24 protein-coding genes are annotated in these 25,005 nt (G+C 32.0%); 10 read left to right on the plus strand and 14 right to left on the minus strand.

Features of this window, described 5'->3' with window-relative positions; all coding sequences use genetic code 11:
* Position 1: 1 nt before the first annotated feature.
* Entirely contained in the window at positions 2-1,291 is a 1,290-nt protein-coding gene (locus tag Z053_RS0123770) for a tetratricopeptide repeat protein (protein WP_025667467.1), read from the plus strand.
* Positions 1,292-1,407: 116 nt separating this feature from the next.
* Here Z053_RS0123770 and pheT read toward each other — a convergent pair whose 3' ends face one another.
* The gene (gene pheT / locus Z053_RS0123775) at positions 1,408-3,834 is read right to left on the minus strand and encodes a phenylalanine--tRNA ligase subunit beta (protein WP_025667468.1); all 2,427 of its coding nucleotides are present in this window, start codon (positions 3,832-3,834) and stop codon (positions 1,408-1,410) included.
* A gap of 129 nt (positions 3,835-3,963) precedes the next feature.
* On the opposite strand from pheT, the gene Z053_RS0123780 reads away from it, so the two are divergent.
* The 4 genes from Z053_RS0123780 to Z053_RS0123795 all read left to right on the plus strand — a co-directional run bounded on the left by Z053_RS0123780 (position 3,964) and on the right by Z053_RS0123795 (position 7,441).
* Positions 3,964-4,167, plus strand: a complete 204-nt coding sequence (locus Z053_RS0123780; RefSeq protein WP_025667469.1) for a hypothetical protein — start codon at positions 3,964-3,966, stop codon at positions 4,165-4,167.
* Positions 4,168-4,232: 65 nt separating this feature from the next.
* Positions 4,233-4,895 (plus strand): hypothetical protein, encoded by a 663-nt coding sequence (locus Z053_RS31170; RefSeq protein WP_025667470.1) that lies wholly within the window; start codon positions 4,233-4,235, stop codon positions 4,893-4,895.
* Positions 4,896-4,972: 77 nt separating this feature from the next.
* Entirely contained in the window at positions 4,973-6,202 is a 1,230-nt protein-coding gene (locus tag Z053_RS0123790; RefSeq protein ID WP_025667471.1) for a peroxiredoxin family protein, read from the plus strand.
* Between the two features lie 138 nt (positions 6,203-6,340).
* Entirely contained in the window at positions 6,341-7,441 is a 1,101-nt protein-coding gene (locus tag Z053_RS0123795; protein ID WP_025667472.1) for a DUF2911 domain-containing protein, read from the plus strand.
* Positions 7,442-7,520: 79 nt separating this feature from the next.
* Here the strand turns inward: Z053_RS0123795 and Z053_RS0123800 are convergent, their stop codons facing one another.
* Both Z053_RS0123800 and Z053_RS0123805 read right to left on the minus strand, forming a co-directional pair.
* The gene (locus Z053_RS0123800; RefSeq protein ID WP_025667473.1) at positions 7,521-8,597 is read right to left on the minus strand and encodes a DUF418 domain-containing protein; all 1,077 of its coding nucleotides are present in this window, start codon (positions 8,595-8,597) and stop codon (positions 7,521-7,523) included.
* 69 nt (positions 8,598-8,666) lie between these two features.
* Entirely contained in the window at positions 8,667-9,536 is an 870-nt protein-coding gene (locus Z053_RS0123805; protein ID WP_025667474.1) for an AraC family transcriptional regulator, read from the minus strand.
* A 194-nt stretch (positions 9,537-9,730) separates the two neighbouring features.
* Here Z053_RS0123805 and Z053_RS0123810 point away from each other — a divergent pair, with 194 nt between their 5' ends.
* The 5 genes from Z053_RS0123810 (at position 9,731) to Z053_RS0123830 (ending at position 15,433) form a co-directional block, all read left to right on the plus strand.
* Complete coding sequence (locus Z053_RS0123810; RefSeq protein WP_025667475.1) at positions 9,731-10,126, plus strand: lipocalin family protein; 396 nt, start codon at positions 9,731-9,733, stop codon at positions 10,124-10,126.
* A 13-nt stretch (positions 10,127-10,139) separates the two neighbouring features.
* A complete protein-coding gene (locus Z053_RS0123815) occupies positions 10,140-11,222 on the plus strand; it encodes a hypothetical protein (RefSeq protein WP_025667476.1) in 1,083 nt (360 codons plus the stop codon).
* Between the two features lie 55 nt (positions 11,223-11,277).
* Complete coding sequence (locus Z053_RS0123820) at positions 11,278-11,835, plus strand: porin family protein (RefSeq protein WP_025667477.1); 558 nt, start codon at positions 11,278-11,280, stop codon at positions 11,833-11,835.
* A 270-nt stretch (positions 11,836-12,105) separates the two neighbouring features.
* Positions 12,106-14,199: a phosphate acetyltransferase gene (gene pta, locus Z053_RS0123825; RefSeq protein ID WP_025667478.1), complete on the plus strand. Its 2,094-nt coding sequence runs from the start codon at positions 12,106-12,108 to the stop codon at positions 14,197-14,199.
* A gap of 49 nt (positions 14,200-14,248) precedes the next feature.
* A complete protein-coding gene (locus Z053_RS0123830) occupies positions 14,249-15,433 on the plus strand; it encodes an acetate/propionate family kinase (RefSeq protein WP_025667479.1) in 1,185 nt (394 codons plus the stop codon).
* Between the two features lie 29 nt (positions 15,434-15,462).
* Here Z053_RS0123830 and Z053_RS30485 read toward each other — a convergent pair whose 3' ends face one another.
* The 11 genes from Z053_RS30485 to Z053_RS0123885 form a co-directional block, all read right to left on the minus strand.
* The gene (locus Z053_RS30485; protein ID WP_025667480.1) at positions 15,463-15,903 is read right to left on the minus strand and encodes an SRPBCC family protein; all 441 of its coding nucleotides are present in this window, start codon (positions 15,901-15,903) and stop codon (positions 15,463-15,465) included.
* A gap of 147 nt (positions 15,904-16,050) precedes the next feature.
* Positions 16,051-16,599: a DUF1697 domain-containing protein gene (locus Z053_RS0123840; RefSeq protein ID WP_025667481.1), complete on the minus strand. Its 549-nt coding sequence runs from the start codon at positions 16,597-16,599 to the stop codon at positions 16,051-16,053.
* Positions 16,600-16,615: 16 nt separating this feature from the next.
* Positions 16,616-17,143, minus strand: coding sequence for a hypothetical protein (locus Z053_RS0123845; protein ID WP_025667482.1), 528 nt, complete (start codon positions 17,141-17,143; stop codon positions 16,616-16,618).
* Positions 17,144-17,363: 220 nt separating this feature from the next.
* Positions 17,364-17,786 carry a hypothetical protein gene (locus Z053_RS0123850; protein WP_025667483.1) on the minus strand — a complete coding sequence of 141 codons (423 nt, stop codon included), beginning with the start codon at positions 17,784-17,786 and terminating at the stop codon, positions 17,364-17,366.
* Positions 17,787-17,807: 21 nt separating this feature from the next.
* Complete coding sequence (locus Z053_RS0123855) at positions 17,808-18,596, minus strand: MBL fold metallo-hydrolase (protein WP_025667484.1); 789 nt, start codon at positions 18,594-18,596, stop codon at positions 17,808-17,810.
* A 208-nt stretch (positions 18,597-18,804) separates the two neighbouring features.
* Complete coding sequence (locus Z053_RS0123860; protein ID WP_025667485.1) at positions 18,805-19,446, minus strand: MIP/aquaporin family protein; 642 nt, start codon at positions 19,444-19,446, stop codon at positions 18,805-18,807.
* 70 nt (positions 19,447-19,516) lie between these two features.
* Positions 19,517-19,915: a GlcG/HbpS family heme-binding protein gene (locus Z053_RS0123865; protein ID WP_025667486.1), complete on the minus strand. Its 399-nt coding sequence runs from the start codon at positions 19,913-19,915 to the stop codon at positions 19,517-19,519.
* A gap of 133 nt (positions 19,916-20,048) precedes the next feature.
* Entirely contained in the window at positions 20,049-20,888 is an 840-nt protein-coding gene (locus Z053_RS0123870; RefSeq protein WP_025667487.1) for a helix-turn-helix domain-containing protein, read from the minus strand.
* A gap of 153 nt (positions 20,889-21,041) precedes the next feature.
* Complete coding sequence (locus Z053_RS0123875; protein ID WP_025667488.1) at positions 21,042-21,533, minus strand: DinB family protein; 492 nt, start codon at positions 21,531-21,533, stop codon at positions 21,042-21,044.
* A 350-nt stretch (positions 21,534-21,883) separates the two neighbouring features.
* On the minus strand, positions 21,884-23,281 hold the full coding sequence (locus Z053_RS0123880) for a glycoside hydrolase family protein (RefSeq protein WP_025667489.1): 1,398 nt from the start codon (positions 23,279-23,281) through the stop codon (positions 21,884-21,886).
* A gap of 190 nt (positions 23,282-23,471) precedes the next feature.
* Positions 23,472-24,812 (minus strand): serine hydrolase domain-containing protein, encoded by a 1,341-nt coding sequence (locus Z053_RS0123885; protein ID WP_051476135.1) that lies wholly within the window; start codon positions 24,810-24,812, stop codon positions 23,472-23,474.
* Between the last annotated feature and the right edge of the window lie 193 nt (positions 24,813-25,005).

Raw genomic sequence — 25,005 nt, forward strand, 5'->3', positions numbered from 1 at the left:
AATGAAAACTAAATTTATCGTAGTACTATTCTTAGCTATTGGTGCTTTTGGATTTGCTCAAAAGAAAACCACAATGAAACCGGCATTAAAGGCAGCAGCAAAAGCCTTAAAATCTGGTAATATGGATATAGCGACAGAAGCATTACAAGCTGCAGAAGGACTGTTGGATGCTGCAGATGATAAAATGAAAGCACAGTATTATTTTTTTAAAGGACAAGTTGTAGCTTCTTCTGCAAGTGAATCTTTAGAGAAAATTGAAAGTGCAGCGAATGCTTATAATAAAACAATCGAAATTGAAAAAGCCACAGGAGGATCTAAATATACTGTTGATGCTACTCAGAAATTACAATTGTTACGCCAATCTTTAATTGAAAACGCAATTAAAGATCAGAATGCAAAAAACTATAAAGGAGCATCAGAAAAACTTTATTTAGGATATACTACCAATAAAGCTGATACAACATATTTATATTATGCAGCTAGTAATGCTGTTAATGATAAAGATTATGATACTGCTTTAAAATACTATAAGGAATTAAAAAGTCTTGGTTTTAGTGGGGTAAAGAAGGAATTTGTTGCAACTCATAAAGAAACAGGTAAGGTTGATGTTTTTGAATCTAAACAAATAAGAGACCTTTCTGTAAAAACTGGAGAATACATTAAGCCAGAAACTAAAACTTCTGAATCCAGAAAAGGAGAGATCGCAAAAAATATTGCTTTGATCTATATGAGTCAAGGAAAAGATGAAGAAGCAATAGCAGCTATTGAAGATGCTAAAAAAGAGAACCCAGAAGATTCTGCATTAAAGCAAGCAGAAGCTGATGTATACTATAAATTAGGAAATATTGCTAAGTATAAAGAAATTATGGAACAGATCGTAGCTAACGATCCTGAAAATCCAGATTTACTATATAATTTAGGAGTTAGTGCATCTCGTCTCGGTGATAATGATCAAGCATTAGGTTACTATAAGAAAGCTTTAGAGCTAAAACCAGATTATACTGCTGCCCAAATCAATATTGCTTCTATAATTTTAAGTGGAGAAACTAAGATTGTAGATGAAATGAATAGTTTAGGAACATCCTCAAGTGATAATAGAAAGTATGATGAGCTTACAAAAAAGAGATCAGAATTATATAAAACAGCTGTTCCTTATCTTGAAGGAGCTCTAAAAAGTAATCCTGATAATGTAGAAGCTATTCGTACATTGATGAATATATTTTATCAGTTAGATGATCCTAAGGCTGGCGAAATGAAAGACAGACTTAAAGCCTTAGAAGGAGGCAACTAGTAATAAAAGCTTTCAAATTATATATCATAAAAAAAACCGGAATGTACATTCCGGTTTTTTTTATGATATATTTTAAATGGTATTTTAGGTTAGTATCTTAAATTTGACACTGTTACTTATCTAAGTTCGGCGCCTAATTTATTTTCAAAATTGTACTGTAATTTGTTCATGATCTTATCGATTTGTTTATCGGTAAGTGTCTTATTATCGTCCTGTAGAATGAAACTTACGGCATACGATTTTTTTCCTTTAGGAAGGTTTTTACCTTGGTACACGTCAAATAAGTTTACATCTTTTAGAATTTGTTTCTCGGTTTGCTTGGCGATAGTATGAATTTCTTCAAACTTTATAGAATCGTCTAGTAACAAAGCAAAATCACGACGCACTTCAGGAAATTTTGGAATATCTTTATACTTTAGTTTATTATGTTTTGCATATTCTAAAATAACATCCCAGTTAAAATCTGCATACAATACTTCCTGGGAAATAGAGAAATGTTTAAGTACCGGTTTTTTTAGTATTCCAAAATCTACTAATTGTGCTTTACCAATACTTAAAGAAAGCCCTTCAGTAAAAACATCATTCTTTATAGGAGATGTTTTTAATCTTGTAAGTCCTAAACGTTCTAAAATAGAGAATACTATTCCTTTTAAGTAAAAGAAATCACTTGTTTGCGGACTTGCAGTCCAGGTTTCTTTAGACCTACTTCCAGAAATAATAATACTTAGATGTTTATTCTCTATTCTTTTATCTTCATAGTTATGATATGTTTTTCCAAACTCAAACAATTTAAGATCTGATCGTTTTCTATTACTATTATATGATACAGCTTCTAATCCCGAAAATAACATGGATTGCCTCATTACTGCCAAATCATTACTTAGTGGATTTAGCATTTCTACGTTATTCTCATTTTTGAGCTGTTCACTCAAGACAATATAATCAGGAGAGGTAAGTGAGTTGGCTAACATCTCATGAAATCCCAGACCAACAAGTTGATTTGATATGGTGTTTTGCACATTATGATCAGAGAACCTATCAATATTTGATATCGAAGCATTTAATTTTTGAGTAAAACCAATAGTATTATACCCATATACTCTAAGAATTTCTTCTATTACATCAACTTCTCTTTGTACATCATTTCTGTACGCCGGAATGGTAAGACCTATTCCTGTCTCGGTTACGCTATTAATTTTAATATCTAATGAAGTGAGAATCCTTTTAATAGTATCTTGAGGTATTTCTTCACCAATTAACTTTGTAGTATTTTCAAAAGATAAAATCACCTGGAAATCTTCAATCTTTTTAGGATATAAATCCATGATTTCACTAGAAACATTACCTCCTGCAAGCTCTTGTATTAATAGAGCAGCTCTTTTCAATGCGTATTCGGTGATATTTGGATCAATACCCCTTTCAAATCTAAAAGAAGCATCTGTGTTTAAACCATGCCGTTTTGCGGTTTTACGAATACTAATAGGATTAAAGTAAGCACTTTCTAAGAAAATTGATGTTGTTCTTTCTGTAACACCAGAGTTTATTCCTCCAAATACACCAGCAATACAAAGAGGTTTTACAGCATCACAGATCATAAGGTCTTCTTGATGTAATTCTCTTTCTACTTCATCTAGAGTTGTAAATTTGGTACCGGCATCAACAGTTTTTACTTCAATTTTATTCCCTTCAATATAGTGTGCGTCAAATGCGTGTAAAGGTTGTCCTAACTCATGTAAAACATAGTTGGTAACATCTACAACATTATTTTTCGGAGTAATTCCTATCGCTTTTAGTCTATGTTGTAACCAGGCAGGAGATTCTCCTACTTTAATATCAGAAATCGTTACACCGCAATATCTGGGTGCCATCTCATTATTTTTGACTTCGATATCAATTTTATTTAGCCTGTTTTCTACTCTGAAATTACTTACCGAAGGAGTAATAAGTTCTAAATTAAGGTCTTTTTGTAGCAATCCTGCTTTGAGATCACGTGCAGTACCCCAATGACTCATTGCGTCTGCACGATTAGGAGTCAATCCAATTTCAAACACAGAATCATTTTCAATATCAAATATATCTGCAGCTTTAGTTCCTACGGTGATATCAGTACTTAAGACCATAATCCCGTCATGACTTTTTCCTAGCCCTAATTCATCTTCAGCACAGATCATACCATGGCTTTCTTCACCTCTTATTTTTCCTTTTTTTATAACCCATTCTTCACCTTTATCATTATAAAGTTTTGTGCCAATAGTAGCAACAGGGACTTTTTGCCCCGCAGCAACATTAGGAGCACCACAAACAATCTGAACCGGTTCGCCATTACCTAAGTCTACTCTGGTAATTTTAAGCTTATCTGCATTTGGATGTTTTTCGCAATTAAGAACTTGCCCTATAACAACACCTTCTAATCCTCCTTTTACACTTTGATAGGACTCTATTCCTTCTACCTCTAACCCTAGATCGGTAAGGAGTTCTCCTGTTTTCTCTGCATCCCAATCGATATTAATAAATTGCTTCAGCCAGTTATATGAAATCTTCATTTGTGATCTTTCTAAATTCAGTTGGTAAAGATAATATATTGGGCAGAGGATACAAATAGTTGTAAATATATCTATAAACAAAATTGTGGTATATTTATAATAGTTTTATTCTAACCAAATTTTAATATTATGAAAACAGGAATTAAGTTATTTGCTATCATGTTTCTTTTCGGAATTATTTCTTGTACAGATAAGAAAAAAGAAGAGGAAGAAACCAAAGCTGTTGTAGAAAAAATAGAAGCAATTGAGTCTGAATTAGATCAGGTTTCTGAAGAAGTTGAGACCAAAGTAGAAGAATTAGAAGAATCTTTAGAAGATTTGGATGATATTTAAAAGATCTTCTAGTAATAAACCTTCATACCCTTAATCATTTTAACACTAACTAAAAAAAAACTAACATGAAATTTATAAAACTAATATTGGTATTTGTTTTGATTTTCACTTTAGGGAATCAGGTGATAATTGCTCAGGGAAAATCTCAAGAAGCAAAAGAAAAAATAGCTAAGAAAAAAGAAAAAACTCAGGAAAAGGCAGAAAAAAAAGCAGAGAAAGCCCAAAAGAAGGCAGAGAAAGCTAGAGAGAAAGCCGAAGAAAAAGTTGAAAAACTAGAAGAGAAAGCAGAAGAAGCTAAGGATAAAGCTATTGAAAAGGCTGAAAAAGCAGAAGAAAAAGCCGAAAAAGCTTTAGAAAAAGCTGAAAAGAAAATAAAAGGGAAAGCATATGGAAAAAATAAAGAAGGATTAACAGGTAAAGAGTTTGGAATGGCCAGAGCCGAAGAGGCTAAAGACATGGTAAAAGAACGTAGCGAAGTATTAAAAAAGAATGAAGAAAGAATTACCAGAGGTAAAGCAAAAATCGAAGCTGCAAAAGAGCGTCTAGCAAAAGCAAAGGAAAAAGAAGGAGAAGAAGCTTTAACTCCAGAAGAAATTGCAGAAAAAGAAACTAAAATCACTAAAGCTGAAGAAAAGCTAAAAGCCTTAGAGAAATCAATAAAAAATGGAAAAGAAAAGATGAAAGAAGGAAAAGAAAAATTAGAGAAATTATATGCAAAGGAGCAATAAAAACTTAATAAAATTATAAAAAGAGAATCGTCCGGTAAGTTTTGAGTAACTTTCCGGACTTTTTATACTATCAAATAATGAGAAAAACAGCCATACTTATTCTACTTGTTACCACTATTTTTTCTTCTTGTAAGAAAGATAAACCATCTGATTTGGTTGAGTTTAAAAGTGGCCCATGGAAAGCAACACTAGAAGTTCAGGACAATAAAAAACTTCCTTTTCTGATCGAGGTAATGGATGATCAGACCTTAAGAATTTTTAATGCCGAAGAAACAATTGATGTTGATGAAGTTATAATTAATAAAGATTCTATACTAATTAAGCTTCCTGTTTTTGAGGGGTATATTGCTGGTCGATTTATAGATTCTATGACAATTTCTGGAAGCTTTATTAAAAAAAGCCTTGATAGAGTAGTACCTTTTGCAGCAAAATATGGAGAGCAGGATCGATTTGAAATTGTTTCAAAATCGAATTATGATATTACGGGAAATTGGGAAACAGTTTTTAGTAAAGACAATGAAGAAGACAGGTATATTGCTAAAGGTACTTTTAAACAAAATGGAAATATTGTTACGGGTACATTTAGAACAACTACAGGAGACTATCGTTATTTAGAAGGTGTTTTAAATAAAGACCAATTACAATTATCAACTTTTGACGGAGCTCATGCTTTCTTATTTACTGCACAGGTAACAGATAGCACATTAAATGGTCACTTTTATTCGGGTAATCATTGGAAAGAACCTTTTGTAGCTAAAAGAAATGAAAACTTTAAATTACCTTCTGAAGATTCATTAACTTTTCTGAAAGAAGGATATGATACATTAGAATTTAATTTTCCTGATGTTGAAGGAAATCAAATTTCGCTTAAAGATGATCGGTTTAAAGATAAAGTGGTAATCGTACAAATTATGGGGACGTGGTGCCCAAACTGTATGGATGAAACCAAATATTATGTAGAGTATCAGAATAAGCACAAAAACAATGGAGCCGAATTTGTAGCATTAGCTTTTGAATATGCTAAGACCGAAGAAAAAGCATTTAAATCTATAAAACGACTACAACAAAAACTGAAAGTGACCTACCCAATTCTTTTGGCGCAATATGGAACTTCAGATAAACAAAAAGCACAAGAAAAACTACCAATGCTAAACCATGTATTGTCATATCCTACAACTATTTTTATTGATAAAAAAGGGCAGGTACGTAAAATACACACAGGATTTAATGGCCCGGCTACAGGTCAGAAATATGTAAATTTTAAAAAGGATTTTGAAGACTTTGTTAATCAGCTGTTAAAAGAATAACATGGTTTAACAATCAATTATGACTTTCTTTTTGAGTTTAACACTACCGTAACATTAGGATTGAGATATACCTCTTACATTGTTTAGGTTAGAAATTTAATTTCTCTAAGTGATAATAATTAATCAAAAAAAACAGTCATGAAACAATTCAACTTAATTACAACTTGTATTGTGAGCGCAATGATGTTGCTCTCAATTCAAACAAATGCGCAACTTACCACTCCAGAAGGAAGTCAACGTGCACAGGTAATGCAACGTGTAGGGGTTACTAATATTACCATTGATTATGGGAGACCAAGTGTAAAGGAACGTGAAATCTGGGGAAAACTAGTTCCTTATGGATATAATAACCTGGGGTTTGGAACTTCTAAAGCAGCACCCTGGAGAGCAGGAGCTAACAGCAATTCGATAATAACGTTTACTCACGATGTTAAAATTGAAGGAAAAGATATTAAAGCAGGTACTTACGGGCTTCATATTGCATTAAAAGAAGATGGTGGGGCTACAGTTATATTTTCTAACAACTCGACATCCTGGGGAAGTTATTTTTATGATGAAAAGGAAGATGCTTTACGTGTAGATGTTAAAACCAAAGAAACTGCACATACCGAAATGTTAACTTTTTTATTTCCTAATGTTGAACCCAATAGTGCTGTAGCAGCATTGAGATGGGAGAAAAAAGAAATTCCTTTCAAGATCGAAGTTGATGTAAAAAATGTGGTCATGACAGGTATCAAAAATGATCTTCGTAATTCTGCCGGTTTTACTCAGACAAATTGGGATAATGCTGCAAATTATGCTTTTAATGCTGGTGAGTTAGATCAGGCATTAGAGTGGGTTAATGCCTCTATATCGGGTAATTTTTTTAGTAAAGAAACTTTTGCTAACCTATCTCTTAAGTCACAGATTTTGGCTAAGCAAGGAAAAACAAGTGAAGCTATGACTTTTGTGGATAAAGCGGCTAAACTAGGAAGCACTACACAGATTTTTAGATTAGGGACAGGGTTAATAAGCTTAGGGCAAAAAGATAAAGCACTTGTTATTTTAAAGGATAATGTGAAAAATAGCAAAGGTGCATGGCCATCTAACTATGGATTAGCAAAAGCATATTCGGCAACTGGAGATTATAAAAATGCTATAAAAGCAATAAATACATCACTAGGTAACGCTCCTGATCGATTTAAAGGAAGACTTAATGGTGATTTGGAAAAACTTAAAAAAGGTGAGGATATAAATTAGGAAACTAATCTATAACAAACAATAATAAAGACCGTCTAATAAAACTTAGACGGTCTTTATGTTTTTAATCTATAGATCTTTAATCGGTTAATTTTCGCATTATCCATTCAATGGGGCCATGTTTTGCATGTTTTTTATTAATCATTGAAAAAATGAGACATATTACAATAAAGAACAAGGCGTATAAAAACGAAAAATTTATAGTATACTCTCCCATTCTTGCGGGATTAACAATTTCTATACATCCCATTCCTATTATAACATGTGCGATATAAAAAGTTAAAGCAAGTTGTCCGGTGTTTTTTAATATATATATGAAAATGGTATTCTCATATTTTTTTGAAATTAGAATACAAAAAGAAATAAGAAATATGGCTATACTACTCCCAGAAACCATGTATAAAGGTAATGGAGGCATAGGATCTGTTCCAAGAATCGGGGTTAATTCTGTGATGATTTCTTGGTTTCCCATAGAAAAGAATATAATAGAAAAATAGGATAGTATCTGTACAACAATAAATACAGTAAGACTAATCCACAATGCTTTTGTGACCACTATAGTATTACTTAATTCCATTTTACCAAACCACATTCCTATAATCATAAATGCACTCCATGGAATAACAGGATGGAAACCGTTAAAAAAAAGGTTTTTAAAAAAACCTTTTACAGTCCATAGATTTGTATATTCCATTTTAGTATAGTCCCATCCGCTATCATAATTCCATAACATCATAAGTATAGGATATACTATAATCATTCCTACTGCTATTGATACTAGTGTTTTTGGACTACTTTTTATTAAAAATATTGCTAGCAACATATATATCGCATAAAAGTGTAAAATATCTGCTTGCCAGATTGTTGAATAGGATATACCAATTAAGAAAAGAAATAGAGCTCTTTTAAGAAGTTTATTTTTGTTTCTGTTTAACGTTTCTTTATTATTCTGATGTATTGCACTTTTTGTTAGTAATGAAATTCCTACACCTGCCAGAACCACAAAGGTTGCAGCTGCTTTTCCGTCTAATAATCCTAAAAAGGTATTCAAGAGAGGGTTGCCATGATTTCCAAAGACCATTTTAAAATTAACGATAATCATTCCGAAGATAGCTAATGCTCTTGCTACATCTATTCCGATAATTCTTTTTTGCATAGAACTCTGTTTTTGCTAACAAATTTAGATGAGCAGTTTCGAAACGTTATTGTTCAATACAGACAATTATTATTTTACAGGAATATAAATCTCGGTAAGAAGTTCTTTTTCTGGAGTATCAGACTCATCATTAAGATAAAACTCTAAAGTTGGTTTGTCTTCAAACTCTAATTGTACTTCGGTTATCCAGTACCCATAGATTAAATCATAGGTGTCTACAGAACTCTCGTGACTACCTTTGTGTATAAACTTAGCATATTTTTGTCGGGGTATATGTTTGGTTTTAAATAACCCTTTTAGAGGAAAATCTATTTCTTTTTCTAGAATGATACAAGCATTATATCGGCAATGTAAAGTATCGGTGATTTCGTCATCATCTAGTATTTCTCCCAATATAATTGTTTCATCTTTTAATAAACTATGTTTTGACGCATATGAGATCAGTTGTTTCCAGGTTTTCTCTATTCCATTAATATTTTCATAAGACCCTTGATAGGTTAAATATAAAATATCAAAACCGGGGATTTCTTCGATTTCATACGTAAGAATTTGTTCTTTAGTATTTTCTAATGGAAAGATAGCTTTTTGAGTAATGTGTTGTTTGATTTTGGTTGAATTCCGAAAAGAAGAAGGAGAGCATTTAAATTGCTTTTTAAAAGCTTTACTAAAAGCAGCAATATCACTATATCCAATTTCATAAGCGATATCAGAGATATTCTCGGATGAAAATTTTAAGTATTCTGCAGCTTTTTCTAGTTTTATCCTTTTTATATATTGTCCAATAGTTTCGTGATGAAGCGCAAGAAATATTCTATTTATATTTCGATACGAATAAAACGATACGTCTTCTATATCTTTTTTACTGATTTCATTTTTAAATCTTTCTTCTATATAGAGAATTAGCTTTTTATAACGTTCCAGTTGTGTTGGGTTTCCCATGTTTTATCATTTTAGAGGAAAGGTACTACGATATAGTAATTTTTGAGTTGTCTTTTTAGGACAATTAGATAGGTTATTACTACAGTAAAATAAGAATTTTAAGATCATATATAAGTCATATTTTTTTGTCTTAACAGGACAAACGACATACTATTCATGCTTACTAGTTTTGACTAAAATTTTAAAAGTAAGATATGAACAGCAAAATAAACATAACAATTCTAACGACAATACTATTTACTTTTTCGCTTTATAGTATCGGTGCACAAACCCTGAATAAAAATGCTCTCCTAAAGAAATGGGATTTGGATACTTATAAGATCGGAGTTAAGAAATATCCACCATCTAAAAAAGAAAGAAATGATTATATCCTTTTTAAAAAGGATATGACCTTCGTCTCCATATCTGAAGGGAAAAAGGAGAGTGGTGTTTGGATGTTAAATACTAATGGAGGTTATATAATGATGACTGATGACAAAAGAGAAACAGTGAAAGCATACATTGCCACTTTAACACCCAAAGAGCTAGTGTTATATTTTGATATTGAGGAAATTAGAGCGGTCGAGGTTCATTATAAGTCTAATTTGTAAAATCAGATTTATAATGAAGTATATCTGGCACGTATCAATGTTTTTCCTGTCTTCTATAGTATTATCTCAGGAAAATATAAGCTTAAAAACCATTCCTTTTCATACAGAAAATTTATCGATATCTATAGCACAGGTTATCGATATTAGAAAAGAGAAAAACTTAGGATTAGGAACTAAAGAAAATGGAGAAAAAGTCATTTTTCAATTATATCCAGATGCACCAACGGCTATTCTGGATTTTATGAAAACTTCTTTTTCGCAAACCAAAGACACAAAACCAATAGTTATAAAAGTAAAGAATTTAGAAATTCAACAATCACAAAGTAGTATAAGCAGTATAAAAACGAGGGTGTATATTAACTTGATTTTTTATGAAAAAGAAAATGATAAACTGCAAAAACTTTTTGATGTACAGCATTATGAAGATGAAACTTTTTCTATCTCTGATAAATCAAAAATATTCGAAACCTATGAACAGAGAATCAGAGCGGCATTAGAGTATTGTACCTTAAGCTTTATCAATACCTATAAAAAAAGAAACAAACCAGAATTCATATCAGGAGATCTACAAACCAGTGCAGAAGATGTTTTTTATGAGAAATCAGAAATGAAGCATAAAAAACGATTAGGGAAATGGTTTGATATGGTGACATTTAGGAAAGTATACAGCAAACATAAAGAAGGGTGGAAAATGAGTTATATAGGTTTTGCCGATAGTGATAAAGACTTCATCATGCCTTTTGTAATATCCTATGATAGATATAGTATAAAACGAAGCTCATTACTCAACAAAAATTACACATCTGTTGATGCCTTTAGCGTAGGGGGCGGTTTTGATGGGTATCTAAAAATAATACCAGGAGTGTATGCCAATATAGGCATAGAAGTGCCTTTAGGACTTGAAATCACCAAAAAGATAGAAGGCAAAAAACAGCATAATTTCCTTATAGGAATAGGCGCTAAACAAGGAGTGAAAATTATCCCCTGGAAAGAGTATGGTATTGTCATTGGAGCAGGTGTTTTTCAACAAATACAAACTTCTAAGGTGTATACCAAAAACTTTGGGTTTGAGCTCGAATTAGGGATTAATTTTTAATCTGAAAATCGCTTTCAGAACAATAATGTATTCAATTAAAAACAAATAAATCAAAATGAAGAAAACAATTAAATTAATGTTATGTGCAGTGTTATTAGGGGTAATGACTATAAATGCACAGGAAAAACAAAAAGGAATAGAGTTTGGGATTAAAGCAGGGGCTAACCTAACCGAGTTTAGAAATACATCTTCTAAATTTAAAATAGGGATAATGGGAGGAGTCTTTTCTCAATATAGACTATCCGAAAAATTAGCAATTCGGTCCGAAATACTGTATTCTGCTCAAGGAGCTAAATCAAAAAATAGTTCCGGAAAAATAAAATTAAACTATATCAATGTATTACCGGCAATAATAAAATTCTATCCTATTAATAAGTTAAGCCTCGAGGCAGGACCTCAAGTAGGATATTTATTAGGAGGCAAAGGAACTGGTTTTGTTAAAAGTAACTTTAAGAAAATCGATTACGGAGTAGCTTTGGGTATAGGATATTCGTTAACTGATAATTTAGAAATCGGAATTAGATATAACCTTGGATTTGCAGATATTACTAAAGAAAATAGTACATCGCTTAAAAACTCGGTGTTTCAAGCTGGTTTATCTTTTAAATTGTAATATGTATAATGATTGTATTGATTAAATTAATTGTAGTATATGTTATAGCATGTATTGTACAAAGGCTTTAAAAGTAGAAAAGGCATGAATTAAGATGTCAAAAAGTTATAGGATATAATAAAAGGTTTAGTGTAATTCTAAACCTTTTTTGTTGAAATGAAAATCGAATTGTTAATATTATATGACTATGATAGAAAGAAGTTTTATTATACAATGATCTTATGTTAAATTACGGTATTAACGTATCTTTGCACTACCAAATTCTTAAACATGAGTAAAGCCGTTTATATTGCTACTATAGAACCTAATAGTGGTAAATCTATTGTTGTTTTGGGTATGATGCGTATGCTTCTGGGTAAAGTAGCCAGAGTAGGGTATTTTAGACCAATTATCGATGATCCTAAAGAAGGAGAAGTTGATAACCATATTAATACTGTAATATCGCATTTCGAATTAGATATTAACTTCAAAAATGCCTATGCCTATACAAGAAGTGAGGTACTTCAAAAATACAACCAGGGTAAATCAGGAGAAATTATAGATGAGATCATCAGGAAATACAAAAACCTTGAAGAAAGATTTGATTTTATATTAGTAGAAGGTACTGATTTTTCTGATGAAGGTAATATCATTGAATTTGATATTAATGTTATTATTGCCAAAAATTTGGGTATCCCGGCAGTTATAGTAGCAAGTGGAATTGATAAGCAAAATGATGAAATTGTTAGTAATCTAAAACTAGCATACGATACTTTTAATAGTAAAGATGTTGAAGTTTTGGCTACGGTAGCCAATAAAGTTACTCAAGGTTGCGAAAAACAATTAGAAAGTAATTTTGAAAAAGATTTTGGTAATAATGTCGATCGTATTATTATCCCAAAGATCAATTCTTTGATTAATCCTACTATTAAAGAGATTGTAAACGAATTAGAGGGTAATGTGTTGTTTGGTAAAGAATACCTTAATAATCAAGCAGGTAGTTTTGGAGTAGGAGCAATGCAATTACGTAACTACCTTACACATCTTAAGGATAACAGTCTTGTCATTACTCCTGGAGATCGTGCAGATATCATTTTGGGGGTATTACAGGCAAATATTTCTGATAATTATCCTAAGATTTCGGGGATTATACTTACCGGAGGAATTATTCCTGAACCACCAATACTTAAATTAATAGAAGGAGTTTCTTTATCTTTCCCTATTATATCGGTACCTAGCGGTACATTTTCTATTACTAATAAAATAGGAGCAATTAAATCTAAAATCTATCTAGATAATCTGCAAAAGATAAATACATCTATTAGCATATTCGAAAAATATGTTAATGAAGATCAATTAGCCGATAAACTAATTACATTTAAATCAGAAGGGTTAACCCCTCGAATGTTTCAATATAATTTATTAAGACGCGCTCTAAAACATAAAAAACATATTGTTCTTCCAGAAGGATCTGATGAAAGAATTTTAAGAGCTACTTCTAGATTATTGGCATCTGGAGTTGTGGATATTACCTTAATCGGAAATGAAAAGAAAATAAAGAGCAAGGCTACAAAACTGGATATTCCGATAGATTTTGATAAAATACAGATTGTCTTCCCTACAGAATCTCCTTATTATGATGAGTATGTACAAACATTTTATGAGCTAAGAAAGCACAAAAATGTAAATCTGGATATGGCCAAAGATATGATGGCAGATGTATCCTATTTTGGTACGATGATGATATACAAAGGTCATGCAGACGGAATGGTGTCGGGAGCAGTGCACACAACACAACATACGATTAGGCCAGCGTTACAATTTATAAAGACCAAACCAGGAGTAAAAGTTGTTTCTTCTGTATTCTTTATGTGCTTAGCAGATCGGGTATCAGTCTTTGGTGATTGTGCAATTAACCCTAATCCTAATGCAGAACAATTGGCAGAAATAGCAATTTCTTCTTCAGAATCGGCAGCAGCTTTTGGGATCGAACCCAAAGTAGCTATGTTATCATATTCTTCGGGAACCTCTGGTAAAGGAGAAGATGTAGAAATAGTTAGAGAAGCAACTGCCATTGTAAAAGAAAAACACCCTGATCTAAAAATAGAAGGACCTATACAATATGATGCAGCAGTAGATTTGGAAGTGGGACAAAGTAAGTTACCAAATTCTGAAGTAGCTGGCCAGGCCAGTGTTTTGATATTTCCAGATTTAAATACAGGAAATAACACTTACAAAGCTATTCAACGAGAAACAGGAGCATTAGCCATTGGTCCTATGTTACAAGGATTGAATAAACCCGTTAATGATCTAAGCAGGGGGTGTACTGTTGATGATGTGTATAATACAGTAATTATAACAGCAATTCAGGCTCAGGGATTATAAACAGAGTAAAGAAATATCTGATTTTTAATACTCTTAATTATTAAAAAATATGCAAGTACTTGTACTAAATTCTGGAAGTTCGTCTATAAAATTTCAACTATTTACTATGCCCGATGCAAAAGTAGTTTGTTCTGGGCTAGTAGAGCGTATTGGTATAGAAAATGCTAAAATTTCTTATACATCCGAGATACATAACATTGAAAAAACTGTGACTGTTAATACTCACAAAGATGGACTACAATTAATAGCCAGCTATTTGATGGATGATAAAGTAGGAGTGATCCGATCTGCAACAGAAATTCATACTGTTGGTCATAGAGTAGTTCATGGGGGAAGCACTTTTGCCGAAACAGTTGAAATAACCGAAGAAGTAAAACAAAAAATCAAGAAACTTTCTGCATTGGCACCATTACATAACCCTGCAAACCTGGAAGGAATTTTGGTTGCCGAAGAGATTTTTTCTAACGCACAACAAGTAGCCGTGTTTGATACAGCTTTTCATCAAACTATTCCTGTAGAAGCTTATAAATATGCTATTCCGAATAAATTTTTAGATGAGCATAATATTAGAGTATATGGTTTTCATGGTACCAGTCATAAATATGTTTCAGAAAAAGCGATAGAACTTTTAGGGAAAGAGAAATCTAAAATTGTTACAATTCATTTAGGAAATGGATGTAGCATGACTGCTGTTAAGGATGGTAAAAGTATAGATCATACTTTGGGATTTGCTCCGATGAATGGATTGATCATGGGAACCCGATCTGGAGATATTGATCCTGCAGTCATCTTTTATATGGTTAATTCTCTGGGATATTCATTAAAAGAAGTAAATGATCTTTTACAAAAAGAAAGTGGAATGTTGGGGTTAACAGGATATAGCGATTTGCGGGATATTGAATCTGAAGCAGAAAACGGCAATAAAGATTGCCAGTTAGCGCTGCAAATGAATACATATCGTATCAAAAAATTTATAGGAGCATATGCTTCGGTTATGAACGGCTTGGATGCTATTGTATTTACTGCCGGAATAGGAGAGAATTCTACTTTGATTAGAAATTTGGTGTGTAAAGATCAAGAGTTTTTTGGCATTCGATTAGATGAAGAAAAAAACAATATTCGATCTAAAGAAATAAGGGATATAAGTTTACCCTCTTCAGAGGTAAAAATATTAGTTATTCCTACTAATGAAGAATTAGAGATTGCCAAACAATCTTTCGAATTATTAGCATAAGAGCAATATAAAAAAGAAAAGTACAGTGATTATTGTCGTTCGGCAAACTCTTTAAATTGTCTAAGCCATTTTTCTGCGGGTTTTCGATACATACTAGGAAATAAAATAGCCATCAATTTTGGCATAACCCAGTTTATACGAGTGTATTCATATTCGAATTCATATTTTGTTTTTTTATCGCCTAAGGCAATAAAATTACATTTCATGGTATTGTCCATATGTTTATGATGATAACTGGCTTCAAATGAATGCGGAAGTTCATTTTTGGTTATTGTTTCAGTCAATTCCATATCATGTTTTCCGTGTTTGTAATACATTTTAGAAACAGCACCAACTTTTCCTTTTTCTCCACTGATCAATTCTTTTTTAATAAATCCATCCTGATATTCTTTAAGATTATCTGGATTTGCAAAAAGCTCAGCCACTTTATGTAAAGATTGATCAATCTCAATATAACCTTTATGTTTCATCTGTTCTTTTTTATTGTCTTTTAAATGTCAGATAGAATTACACCATTGAACATCTAGATTGGTATCTACTCAATTGTTATGGCTCATTTCATATCAATTTAGTTTTAAATTGTAACAAGATAATTAATATTACTCTTTATTCGTGACTTAAGAGTTAATTTCAAGCTTCTTTTCTATTCGTTTGATGGTATTCCAGTTACGAGTTGTGATTTGCTTACCAAAATATCGTTCCAGAGCTTCCATTCCTTTTGGTGTCTTGGTTATCGAAAGATCTAAGACACTTATTATAGTTTTGTCGATTTTACCGATAATTTTGAAAGCATTATTATCATTTACCCATGGTAACTGTAAATCGGTTTTAACATCTTCCTGCAGAAATGAAACATACAATCGAATGTCTTTTGTTAGTAGTATGTCCTTAAATGGATCTTTATCTAATAAATGATAGATCGTTTCAGATTTTCTTATGATCGTTGGGATAGGAAAACCAAAGGTTTTTTCAAAATGATCAGATACTATTTTTTCAAGACTCTTCACATCATCTCTTGCTGAGTCAAATATTATATTTCCCGAGTTAAGAATTGTAATCACTTTTTCGAAATTCAGTTTTTCCATTTCTTTACGAAGGTCGGCCATAGGAACTTTGTGATGACCACTTACATTAATTCCTCGTAGAAAAGCAACATATCTATTCATTTATTCGAATTTTATGTTAGTGTTTTTGCTCTTTTTTTAATTCGTGTTTTAATTTTTTTGTGTAATCAATAAACTTTTTTCCAATCATCTTATTTGCTTGTAAAGTCAAATCGACTTTATTTTTATCAGTATCTAACCAAAGAAATAGCTTCTCTTTGTGAAAATAATATCGATCTTCAATTATAGTAGTTTTGTTTGCATCAAATTCTTCATTGTAAATAGGTGTATTGTAGCGATATTGCTGGTCAAATGCAAAAAATAACTTTCTGTTTTTAAAATAATATTGAGTTATGTTTTTTCCTGTTTCTCCAAATTCAATGATTTCGATTAACCTTAAATCTTTGTTATCTAAATATGCAGTTACAAGCCCTCCTTCTGTTGTATTTAATTCAATTTCTGGGGATTTTTTTACATAAGAAGTTATATTGTTTCTTATCGTCTTATACTCGGATCTTATATCCTCTAAGACCGTTTCTTTGGACTGTGCTGAAATCAGTTCTAACCCAAAAAACAAAAGAGTCGATATAATTATTGCTTTTTTCATAATTGTCAACGGTGTTATATATACAGTAACATCTTGATAATTGAAGTCTTTTACTATAAATGTATTAAAAAAGCGTAAGCTTTGGAGGCTTACGCTAAATTAGTTGTTTTTAGCATTTCATTTCTTGTTAACCATATAAAATTTTATACGTTTTCAAATTGGAAAATACTTTTTAAGATCTGAAATAAATTTTATGTTTTCTATGAGAATTCAGAGAGGTTTAGATGTTATTTTCTGATATCTTCATAGCTATTTTTCCACCGATCCATGCCATAGGAATATAAGCGATAGCTATATCTGCAACAGCAAACCAGGTAGGGCCGGGTAGCATATAGTTAACCATGATTCCGCCTAATAAGAACAATCCACCAATACCTAATGAGAATTTCATTTTGTGACTTGCGGCTATTAAACCAGCAATCGTTGCGCCAGCCAGAGTACCCAGAGCATGAGCCAAAAAAGGAAAAATAAAATACTCGAATCCTAAAGACGGCATAACGGCTGCGAGAGCATCCATATCATTGGGATCAATCCCTTTTATAGGAATTAATTTATGACCAATTTTGATGAGGGCTATATTGATGATACTACCTCCTAACCATCCAGCAATAACAGCTAGAATATTTTTAAGTATTGGATTCATAGTTGCTCTTTATGGTGTTTATTAATAATAGACGTCGTTATCTGCTAAGTTTTCCTTAGTTTCCTGAAATTCTGTAGGGTCATGATAGCCAAAATATTCAATTTCATTTCCGTGCTTTTTCACTATTTCCCTTATTTTTTCAAGACTTTCTTTTCTCATTTCATCATCGACTGCTCTTATCCTTGCTAATTCATCTACGGGATGATTCAAATCAGATATTTCATCTCTTAGGTAATACGCATCTCCCACATAAAAAATCCATTTTTCATTTTTCTTAAATGTTACTCCACAATGTCCAAGTGTATGGCCGAACAATGGAATTAAGTAAATTTCAGTTTCAAAATCTAAATCAACTTTTCGAGCAGGAAGTCCAAACCATTTGCTATTACTTTTTTCGTACAATTTTATTTCTGGATTATGCGCTAATTGTTGGGGAAGATACCTTTCGTTTCCACTTTTAAAACTTTCGTACTCTTCTTTAGCAATATGAATTTTCATATCAGGAAAATCGGCAAGCCCCCCAATGTGATCGGGATCAAGATGAGAAATGATGCAATCTTTAACTTTTTCGGGACGAAATCCTAACTTTTGTATTTGTGTTATGGCAGTACGTTTTTCGTCAAATTTAAACCCCGTGATCTCTATCAATTCCTTTCCAAGTTTTTTTTCAGGGTCTTTGGTTTCTGATAATCCGATCCCAGAATCAATTAACACCAATCTGTTTATTCCTTCAAGGAGTAAACAATGTCCGATTGCAGGCCCCATTGGCGATTCTATTTGAACACAGTTTAAATGATGAATTTTAATCATAGGCTTCATTTTTTCGACTTGTGTAGTAACATACTTGTAATAATTAATTGCATGGTTAAACACCTAATTTAGTAATTAATTTTTATAAGATGTTGATAATAAGCTTTCTTTTGTCGATCAAATCAATGTATGAGAATAGTATTCAGAATTAAACTTAACCAAGTTACAATAGGATATGGGTATAACGAAGTATCCTATAGATATGTTTTTATTTCGTTTTGTTAAGTGTTTTCCAGGCTTGCATTGCGACTATTGCTCCTAATGTTGGGGCAGTAATATAAATCCAAAGTGTTGTGAAATTGCCTGATACAATTGCTGGAGCAAAACTTCTGGCTGGATTAAATGAACCACCAGAAACTGGTCCTGCAAATAGAATAATTCCAGTAACGAATAACCCAATTATAAGCCCTGCTATATTAGAAAGCTCTTTTTTAGATGTTACTGCCAAAATTGTAAGCATTAAAAAGAAAGTCAATACAGATTCTAAAAAGAAAGATTGTGATAATTCTCCAGAAGGAATTGTAGTTCCTAATGTTAAGTTTTCTGGAAACATAAATTTGAGTAATCCACTGGCTGAGACTGCTCCAAGAATTTGAGCAGAAATATAAAGTGAAGCTTCTTTTTTTGTAGTTAGCTTTCCTATTGTTAATGCTATAGTAACAGATGGATTTATATGTGCACCAGAAATATTTCCGAAAATATAAATCATAGCGCTAATTACTATTCCGAAAGCTAAAGCAATTCCTATTAAACCTAAATTTCCACTGCTTTGTTGGTTCACAATTATTGCTCCCGTACCGCAAAAGACTAAAGCAAATGTGCCAATAAATTCGGCAATATATTGTTTCATATTATTTTAAAAAAGAAGAGAGGAGAATTAGCATGCTAATTCTCCTCTTTTTAGTATACTACTTTAAATTTTAGATTGCTGATGCTCCAGCTTCTGCAACTGCATGGTCATTCTCAACAGAACTACCACTTACTCCAATAGCACCAATAATTTCACCTGCTGCATTTTTAATTGGTACACCTCCAGGAAAAGTAATTAGACCATTATTAGAATGTTCGATGTTGTACAAAGCACCTCCGGGTTGAGATAACTCTCCAATGATTCCCGTATTCATGTCAAAATAACGAGCTGTTTTCGCTTTTTTAATTGATATATCTAAAGAACCTAACCAAGCTCCATCCATACGCCCAAATGCTACTAAGTTTGCTCCTGCATCTACAATTGCAATATTCATTTTTGTATCTATTGCTATAGATTTTTCTTTTGCTACTGAAATAATTTTTTCAGCTTGTGCTAATGTAATATTCATTATTTTATGTTTTAATTTTTGTTATAATCTGAGTACAAATGTACAGTGCAGATAGTCTTACTCAATTACTAAAACAGTTCAATAACTTATGAAAAAAGGTCAAGTATAAAAATGAAACCAAAAAGACAAAATATCATTTAGAAATCTCTTTGGGGCTAACTCCAAATTTATTTTTGAAAGCTATGCTGAAGTTTGAAAGATTATTATATCCAAAATCCAGGTATATGTCTGATGGTGTTAGTTTACCTTGTTCTAATGTTTCTTTTGCTTTTTGAAGCCGCTTGTCTTGTAACCATTTTCCGGGGGACACTTTATATTCATTAATAAAATGACGTTTGAAAGTAGATAAACTCATATTACATAAAAATGCAATTTCCTCTAGTTTTAAATTAGAATGTATTTTACTTTCTACAATTTTTTTAAAGGGAGAGGTTTCCTTAACTATTAATGATTTTAAATATAACTCAAACTTTTTTCCGTATTTATGAATAAGATACAGCATAATTTCTTCGAACTTTACAGAAAGTAGGTTTTCTATAAAAACTGTTGGTGCATCACTAATTGTTGATAATGAGTTTAAATATGAAGTTATATATGCATCATTCCTAATTGCGAAATATGGCACTTCTTCCTTTATTATTTGTTGGTGTTGAATGTGTTTTTCTAAAAAATCCTCGAGGATTTTTTCGGAAAAAAATAAAAGTTTACAGTAATAAATAGCATCTGTGTCTAATAATTCTGTCCAAATCCAATTCCCTTTTTTAAGAAGTAACGATTGATCTTTATTTACAGTAACTGATGTTCCTGCAAAGTGTACTTGCTTCTTTCCAACTTGTAAAAAGCTAAACATGTGCATATTCAAATTAACCTTAGTTTTAATTGTATCTTCGGTCATTTTAAAATCATAAACAAAAAGATCTGGTTTAAGCTTAGGGTTATTAATATATAATTCTGGTATGTTGTCTATTGGCATATGATGGTATTTCAAAGTCAATGTATAATTCAGCTTCTTTCGGGTTACAAGATTTTTACGATTCTAGGATCTCGTAATGCTATTTTTAATAGATATTTTCGTTTTTTATGTTTTGCTTTTCCACATTATAGAAAGGTGTTGTTACGGTCTTTATTAAATATACTTTTCTTTAATAATGTTTATATGATGTTTTTCATGACCAATGATAGATTTTAAGAAGTCTTCAAGAGTAATTTCATATTGTCGAGCCATCCCTTTTATTAGTAACTGATTTTCAGACAAAGTCTCAATAAAACTAGCAGATGCCTCTCGTACATTAACAAAGTCGGTTATTAATTGTTTTAGGGTTAATTCTTCAAAACGACTATTGTTTACTAACAAATTTTGATCATAGCCCCATAGTTCTACTAATTCATTCCTGCTCATTAAAAATGCTCGAAATATTTTTATTCTTTCATGATCAGTTATATGTCCAATAATTTGTTTAATACTCCATTTAGTAGGAGCATAGCGATAAATAGCCTTTTCTTCACTGATAGAATTTAGGAATGTAATTGTTGATGACGAAGCAAAGAGGGATTGATAATTCATATTCTTTACAAGGTCATAATAATATGGGAATCCGGCTTCGGGAGTATATTTCATATCTTACTTTGATGATTTCGATTCAATTAGTGATGCAACAGTTAGCTCTTTTAATCTTTAAAATCTTTTCTCTATAACAAACATACTATAAACTTGTGTTATTGCATAGTTTGGAGAGGCAACAAATCCATTCATGAAAGTTATGTTTCCAAAAGGATTATTGAAATATTTCGTGATACAACCGAAATTAAAATTGATGTTATGAAAAATACCAAGGGAAGAATAGACGGTATTAATCATGGAAATGATTAAGGATACATTTTTAGAGTTCGAAAAACATAAACACCATTAATGGTGTTTATGTTTGTAAGTAATACCCTTTACTGTATTTTTGAAGGGTGTATTAAACTTTAGCCAATTGCACAATTTCCATTACCATCCGGACTCATCCAGTTACCTTCGATAGTGTCTCCATCTGCGAGTTGAAGTAAAGCTTGTCCTTTTAATTGACAGCCTTGATCCCATTTAGAATCAACTTCATATATCATTGAAATCCCATTTGTGCCTTTTGGAAAGGTGAATGTTGTTTTTGGACCATTGGCTTTAATCGCAACCGCTTCTATCCAAGTTGGATTAGCAGCATTCAAATTCGACGTATAATTAAATTTAATATTTCTTCCTGAAGCAGGATTTGTAATAGAATTTGTTAATGTTACTTTTACAGCCGTTGGTAATCCTGATGATGGAATAGCAGATCCTTTTACATATGGATTATTTTTATCACAAGGAGCAGTCCCCATCGTATTTCCTGTACTACTAAAAGAATTTATTTTAGAATATTCGGTAATAATCGAATTTGCACCATGACCAGGAATTTCGTCACCACTTGTTGTGAGCATTCCCCATCCCGCATTTCGCTCGTAATATCTAAATGCAAAACCACCCGAAACGACATCTGCCATGTTTATTGGCGAACCTGATCCCGATTGCGGAGTGAGTTTCGTACCTCCATACAAATAGTCAACTTGTTCCCAAGTTCTCGGAGAGACAGCTCTGGGATTCGAACCCATTTCGGTAAAAGTTATCGGTACTGGGTTAGCGCCTTCAAACGCTTTTGTTAAGGTATAGTAAGCACCAACTTTTGCTGCAAGTGTTCCTCCTGCCCATCGCTCACAATTATAGCCCAAGAAATCAAGACGTTCAGAAGAATCCCCACACATATATGCCTTAGCTGCTGGTATAGTGAAATCAGGATCATCACGAAGCGCTGCGGTAACTGGAACAACACGAGGGCAATTTTTTGCCATATAGGCTTTCAAGTATTTGGCTCCGGCCCTAATTTTATTTGGAATATCATAGCCTGGATTTTGCCCTTTTGTACCGGGATCAATTGTTTCGTTTCCTATTGAAAAACCCAGGACATTCTGGTATTTACTGAATTCATCAGCAACCGCCTTCAGTCTGGCATTATAAATTGTAGGGCCGTCATGTACCGTAGTATGGTCCACAGCTCCTACTAATACATAAATTCCTGCAGCAGCCAGCGCATTCATTACTTTTGTGTGATCTTTTGTCGGATCGACTTGATATACGCGAATGGCATTTATTTTCATATTAGTGAACCCATAAGTTGTTGTTGTTTTTAATAAATCTTGAATTGTAGTTAGATTATTGTCTGAAATTGGATCCACAAAATCTGTAGGTTGATAACAAACCCCTTTAGGTGCCCACTGATCTGTACCGCACATAAATAGATTATTAGAAATCGTAATAGGGGTAATGTTTGATGAATTGATGCTTTGTGTCATAGTTTGGTTTTAATATTGGTTATTGTACAAACCAATATACTAACCCCAAATCAATCTTACATTAGTATAAGTACCTTATTATATACGTACATATACGGTAAAATATTTAAAAGGGAATGTTTTTATAAACTTCGTTTGAACAATACAGACCTTTTATATTTTTCAGACATGTTAACAACTTTGTACGTGGTTATTCCTTTACAAAATTACCTTTGTAATCACCTTGTTCTATGGTTAATTCGTTTCCATTAGGAGAAAAAGTAAATGACATAGATTCTGCGTATACCTGTTCTAATACAAAGCGGCGATTTCCTTTATATTTTAATGTATCCCGAAATTCTTTTATATGATGAATCAAAATGTTTTTATCATTCGAAAAGATGTATTTGTCGGATTTTTCCTCAGGATTGCTATAGATACCCACGTATTTTTGTATTTCTGATTCTGATATTTCTATAATAGGTTCGTTGAGGTATAATTTCAAAACTTCGGTAAAGAGATCGTTAATATTATCTTTGGAAGCATTAGAAGTTATGGTAATACCTAGTTTTTCATCTGGAAAATAAATTGCGGTAGATTTGTACCCATCTAGAGTTCCACGATGACCAAAGCCTTGTCTGTCATTTATTTTGTATCGGATAATTCCCATTCCAAAATTATCTTTTATAGTTTTCATCAACTCTAGGTTTTCAATTGATATCAATTTACCAGTAAATAACGCTTCCATAAATCTGTTTACCTCTTTGGGGTTAGAAACAATAGAACCAGCTCCTATAGTAATAGACATATCGGTTTCTGGTAATTTGATCCATTCAGTAGTGTACTTATATGAATAACACTCGTTGTCTGCTATGTTTATTTTTTTTCCGGTATACGTATTTTCAAGCTTAAGTGGTATGCAAATTTTCTCTTTCAAAAGATCTTCGTAAGATGAATCGTAGGTTTTTTCGAGAATTTGAGAAAGTAAAAAATAATTAGAATTACTATACTCACCTGTACTATCTGGTTCAAAATCAATATCATAATTTGAAATCAGAGCAAGCATTTCTGCAGAAGATTTATATTGGGTGTGATATGTAAAAAAATCGGGATCTCTTGTAAAATTGTGGATACCACTTCTATGTTGTAGCAGGTGAGCAATCGTAATTTTATCTGCATTTTTTATATTCGGAAAGTAACTTTCGATGGTTTGACTTAATGTTAGTTTATTTTCTTCAATAGCTTTGAAAACAAGTACTGCAGTAAACGTTTTTGATACAGAACCAATACGGTATTTGGTATGTATACCAGACTTCTTTTTTACTTCTATATCATCAAAACCAATGACGTTTGTATAGATTGTTTTTTGGTTATGAATTAATGCAAGACTACCCATAAATTCACTTTTTTCTTGATAGGATTTAAAGATGCTATCTACTTTTATTTGATACGTATTTGGTTGTTGCTGTATTGATTGGATAGACTTTTTGTTTTGTGAACAAGACAATAGTAGTGTAGTGATTACTACAATTAGTAACATTTGTTTTTTCATTTTTTGATTTTTTGATTGATAAATTTTATAGTGTGTTGATGAATACACGGAGTAAATATATAATATAGTATTGTAGTATACAAGGTACTATGTTTAAAAAAAAATAAATATGCCAATTTCACTGTATAGGCTTTGTTTAATTGTATGTAATGGTTGGTATTAGTGAGATAGAGTAGGTAATAAGCTATAAATT

The sequence above is a fragment of the Aquimarina megaterium XH134 genome, from assembly GCF_000520975.1.
GTDB lineage: Bacteria > Bacteroidota > Bacteroidia > Flavobacteriales > Flavobacteriaceae > Aquimarina > Aquimarina megaterium.